Source organism: Okeania sp., from assembly GCF_983059655.1.
The window spans coordinates 6,481-11,359 of sequence record NZ_CEZPJD010000191.1; the positions used below are offsets into that span (position 1 = coordinate 6,481).

3 protein-coding genes and 1 pseudogene are annotated in these 4,879 nt (G+C 31.7%); all 4 read right to left on the reverse strand.

The features are described from left to right. Positions 1 to 1,513: pseudogene (locus AC3DU7_RS12910) on the reverse strand (hypothetical protein); the annotation flags it as partial. A gap of 754 nt (positions 1,514 to 2,267) precedes the next feature. Further along, positions 2,268 to 3,128, reverse strand: a complete 861-nt coding sequence (locus AC3DU7_RS12915) for a pentapeptide repeat-containing protein (protein ID WP_488039746.1) — start codon at positions 3,126 to 3,128, stop codon at positions 2,268 to 2,270. Between the two features lie 121 nt (positions 3,129 to 3,249). Further along, positions 3,250 to 3,660 (reverse strand): pre-16S rRNA-processing nuclease YqgF, encoded by a 411-nt coding sequence (locus AC3DU7_RS12920; protein ID WP_488039747.1) that lies wholly within the window; start codon positions 3,658 to 3,660, stop codon positions 3,250 to 3,252. A gap of 276 nt (positions 3,661 to 3,936) precedes the next feature. Then, positions 3,937 to 4,569 (reverse strand): DUF3084 domain-containing protein, encoded by a 633-nt coding sequence (locus AC3DU7_RS12925; RefSeq protein ID WP_488039748.1) that lies wholly within the window; start codon positions 4,567 to 4,569, stop codon positions 3,937 to 3,939. Positions 4,570 to 4,879 lie beyond the last annotated feature (310 nt).

The following is a 4,879-nucleotide window of genomic DNA, read 5'->3' on the forward strand; positions in this document are numbered from 1 at the left end:
TAATAGCTAATTCAATATTTTGATAAAAATCAGCAATATTTTCCATATTTTCTATGGCTTTATCACTATAAGCATCACCAAGATTTTTTTGAATAATGCCTAACCATAAAGCAAATTGTTCTGGATTCATAACTTGCAGCACTTGTTGATAAACTGTAATTGATAGTTCAATAGTTTCTGCTCTTTCTGGGGTGTCTCGATGTAAGTAAGCACTGCCCAGATTTATGGAAATTATTACCCAATCTAATAGACGATCGATGGGAGTAATTTCTGTTAATGCTTGTTGATAAGCTGTAATTGCTAATTCAATATTTTGGCTTTTTTTTCCTGTGAATCTATTTAAGTAAGCAGTACCCAGATTTTTTTGAATATTTGCCCATTGGTAAGGTTGATTTTCCCTATTAATAAATTTTAATGCTTGCTGATAAGTTGCAATTGCTTGCTCAATATTTTCCTCTACATTTTCTGTCATTCTATTCAGATAAGCATTACCAAGATTGCTTTGAGTTACTGCCCAGTCTAGAGGCTTTTCTTCTTGATTAATAACTTGCAATGCTTTTTTGTAAGCATCTATTGCTAATTCAATATTCTCACCGACTTTTTCTGTAATTCTTGTTAAGTAGGTATTAGCTAAATTGTTTTGAATAGTTGCCCATTTTTGAGGATAGTTTTCTTTGGTGATAATTTGCAATGCTTTTTGATAAGTGGCTATTGATTGTTCAATATTTTTGGCTTTATTCCCTTCAATTCTATGATTATAAGCATTGCCTAAGTTACTTTGAATTATTCCCCAGTCTTGAGGACTATCTTCTCGATCTATTAATTTTAATGCTGATTGATAAACTTCTATTGCTTGCTCAATATTTACAGATTTATCTCCATAAATTCTGTTGAGATAAGCAGTGCCAAGATTGTTGATAATACTTACCCAGTGATGAGTTTTAGAAGCATTATTGTATACAGTTAATGCTGTTTTATATCCCGTAATTGCTATTTCTAAATTATTTGCTTTATTCCCAAGAGTAAACTCTTGTATCTGGTTACTGAAGTTAACTATATCTGCAGCAATACTATGAGCTTCTTCTGGTTTAATTTCTATTAAGGTTGAGGTAGCCCAAGTTTTTAAGGTTTCTGCTAAACCTAAATCTAATTTACTTAGGTTTTGTTGCAAAATAGGGTAGATAATTTGAGGATCGTTTTTGCTTTCGTGGGTTGCTTGTAATACCTGGGTTAAGAATATCAAATATTCTAAAGGGGTTGCTGTTGCTGAGGTGTTTTCTGTAATTGAAATTTCTAATTTTTCTGAGAGTTCTACTGCAAAGGTGAGTAAGAGTTCTTGAGCTTCTTGGTTTCCTTTTTCTGCTGATGTCTGTGCCAGCATGATTATTGTTTGGAGTAATCCTTGATCTAGTAATTCTTGATTAGTTGCTAGGATTTTATCTGCTCTCTCTGTGGGGTTGTTTAATAGTTGTTGAGTTAGATTTATATAGGCTTGGATGCGGTTTTGATTCATTTTTATATATACTTTTCGTCTACCTACTTATATTTAAGTAGTACGGTTAAGTGGCTCTAAAATCCGTAGAATCTATTGTCATACTTAAAACTTTTGGCTTGGGTTAGCCTAGTGGATATATTGATATTGAATAAAAAGTCAAGCTTATAGGCGTAGTTACCCTTATAGAATAACTATATCATTATTTTCTGATTTTTCGGCAGATTACGATTTTTGTCGATTTTTTAAAATTAAAAATTAAAAATATATAATTTTATATTCGTTTGAAGAATTATGAGAGGATAATTGTTCTAATCGTAAAGGAATCATTTCTGGTATTTCATCAGAATGTAATTCTTTCAATTTTGATTCTAGAATTTCAAATTTCTCTAAATCTGCCTTAATCAATAAGTTATAGAAATCTTTCTGAACATACCTCTCATTTTCAATTAGAAATTTAATGAACTGGAAATACAGCAGATTGCAGGTAAATTAAGTAAAAATATGAATGTTAGAGTATTTGTAGTGTGGCCATCTTATCCGCGACTTATGTACCTTACTAATATGAAATATGCTGCATGTTTACGCAAGGCACTAATTTTACTTCTATTAAAGATTTGGCAATTGACTTAGCTTCATCTAGATAAATCAATTTACTAACACAACGCCGTAATTGTTTATAGTTAGAACTATATCTTTAACTCTTTAATTTGTATATTGATTTTGTCAGTTAATCTTTCAAATCAAGAAAAATTGAGTTTAATTAAAAACTGAATTATTCGGCAGTGGCAAAACTAAAATATAATCTTGTTGATTCTGGTAATGTTGTATTTACAAACTTTACTTTTTCTAGATTTGCTCCGATAAATGTTGCTCTATCCAAATTAGCTTCACTCAAATTAGCTTCATAAAGTTTACTCCAATTCAAATTTGCTCTAACCAAATAAGCTTGTGTTAAATTTGCTTTTGTTAAATCTGCACTATTTAATTTAATACTACGCATTAGAGCATTGCTGAAGTTGGCTGTTATTAAATTTGCTCCTTCTAAGTTTGCCCCATTTAACTTAGCTTCACTAAAGTTAACTCCATTCAAGTCTGCTCCACTCAAATCTATTCCGTTTAGGTAAGCTTTTCTAAAGTTAACTCCTGTTAGTTGAGCTGCAAATAGTTTAGCTGCCATTAATTTTGCTTCGTACATATTAGCCCAATTAAGGTTAACACCCGTGAGATTAGATTCTCGTAGATTAGTAGATTCTAAAGTAGCACTACATAGGTTGGCGCTCCATAAATTAGTTCTTGCCAGATTAGCTCCTGTTAGATTAGCTCCTGTCAGATTTGCTCTAGGAAGTTTTGATTTTTTTAAAAAAGCTCCACTGAGATTTGCTTTGATCAGGTTAGCTTCGGCCATTTTAGTTTCACTCATTTTGGCAAAGCTCAGGTTAGCTCTGTGTAATAATGCCTGATTAAGTTGAGTTTTTGTAAGGAATGCTCTACTTAGATTTGCTCCTGTTAAATTAGCTTTGGAGAGATTAACACCTATTAGAATTGATCCTCTTAAGTCAGCTCCAGCTAAATTCAGTCCACTAAAGTTTCTTTCTCCTTGTTCGTATCGCTGGATCAGCTCTTGTTCTTTCATTGCCCTATATTTTCTGACTTTAATGATAAGTGATTAAATCTATACTTAATATTTTATGATAATTTTCTTAACTTTAGTTATAGATAGGTGAATTTTATTAAAAGGATCAAGGATAAATTAACTATAAGCTATAGAGAGAGTCATTTTTTAAATATCTTTCTATCAAAATTATCGCGACAATATCATCTACTGGTTGAGGTGGAATTCTCATTCCTAGAGGAATGAGACGAAAAATACCTTGAGGAGGATACATTTGCCAATAGCGATCGCGAGCTTCTAAGCTAGAATAACGTTCATCTATTTTGATTATTGGTACTGTTTTTGAAATTACCTTTGTGAGGCTTTTTTTCCAAGTTTTTGAGTGGGTTTGATCGCCAATCACAATTAAATCTATGTCAAATTTTTGATGTAAGTTTTTGATTGTTGTGAGAACTTCTAGAGATTCTACAACTTGGTGGTAGTATAGTTTTTTATCTCTATCCATAAGTGCAATACCACACTTTTGGCTACCTGGGTCAAATCCTAAAATCATATTTGAATATTTTCTTTGCTGAGTAGAAGTAATTTTGTTTTTTGAGTTTTGACTTTTTGTTGTAGTTTTTCTCAGTTGCAGAAATTAAACAATTAAGAATTAACAATTAATTGTTACCTTTCCTTAAAATCATAGGATTGGCGAACAGTTTTTTTCTTTAAAGAAGAGGCTTTAAAGCTTAATTATTTATTCGGTCAAAAAAATGTGATTTTAGGCAGTAGATAAAAGGCAAGGTAAAACACAATCTACCTTGCCTGTATAAACAATACTATATCTTTAATCTTTTAATATTTTTTGACGCTCTATTTGCAATTGTTCAATTTCTTGTCTCAAAGTTTCTTTTTGTTGTACTATACTCTTCAATTGGTTTTGAGTTAAATTAAGTTCGGCTTCAGTTCTAGCTTTTGCTTTTTGAACTTGCCTTAGTTCTTCTTGAGTACGATTTTTTACTGCTTGAACTCGATCTAATTGCTCTTTAGTTATTTTTAGTTGGAACTCTATTTCTGCTTTTTGGACTAAAGCTTTTTCCAAAGACTTATTAACTTGATTCAATTGCTTTAGAGATAATTCTAAATCAGCTTTTGCTTTTTGTAATTCATTTTTAATTAGAGTTGTTTCAAGTTCAGCTTTTGTAACTTCCTTGCGAGTTTCATTAAGTTTGGTTTGGATTTCATCTATTCTGAAAACACCTTTTCTCAATGGTTTGCTAGTTGCAAATAGGATAGCTAAGGTTAATGCTGAAAGAATACTGCCAGTGAGCATGGTGACTAATGCGGCAGTATCGCGGGGCCTAAGATTAAAAAGTCGTAGTCTAGCTTTACCTACTTTTGTACCTAGGCGATCGCTAATAGTAGCGATGACACCACCTAAAACCAGAATTGCTAATACTAGAATGATACCGGCGGTCATTAATGGCTGCTGGTAGTAGTTTAATTTATTGTCTCAGGCTACTATGCCCAATATCAAAAATTATAGACAGTAATTATTTATTTGACTAGCTATTAAATATAAAATTCTCTGGTTTCTATAAGGCAATCTCTATTTTTATCGGCTTTAACTAAGCCATAATTGAGACTTAAAAGATTCTGCTACAGTTTTTAAGATTTGTTGTGCAGCTTGAGAATGCAAGACTTTGTAGTGGTTATTAGCTTTATTCTAGGTAAAATTTACCGAAAAATTGTGGTTTAAAGCCTCCCCTTTTAAGGGGATAATAAAGAAA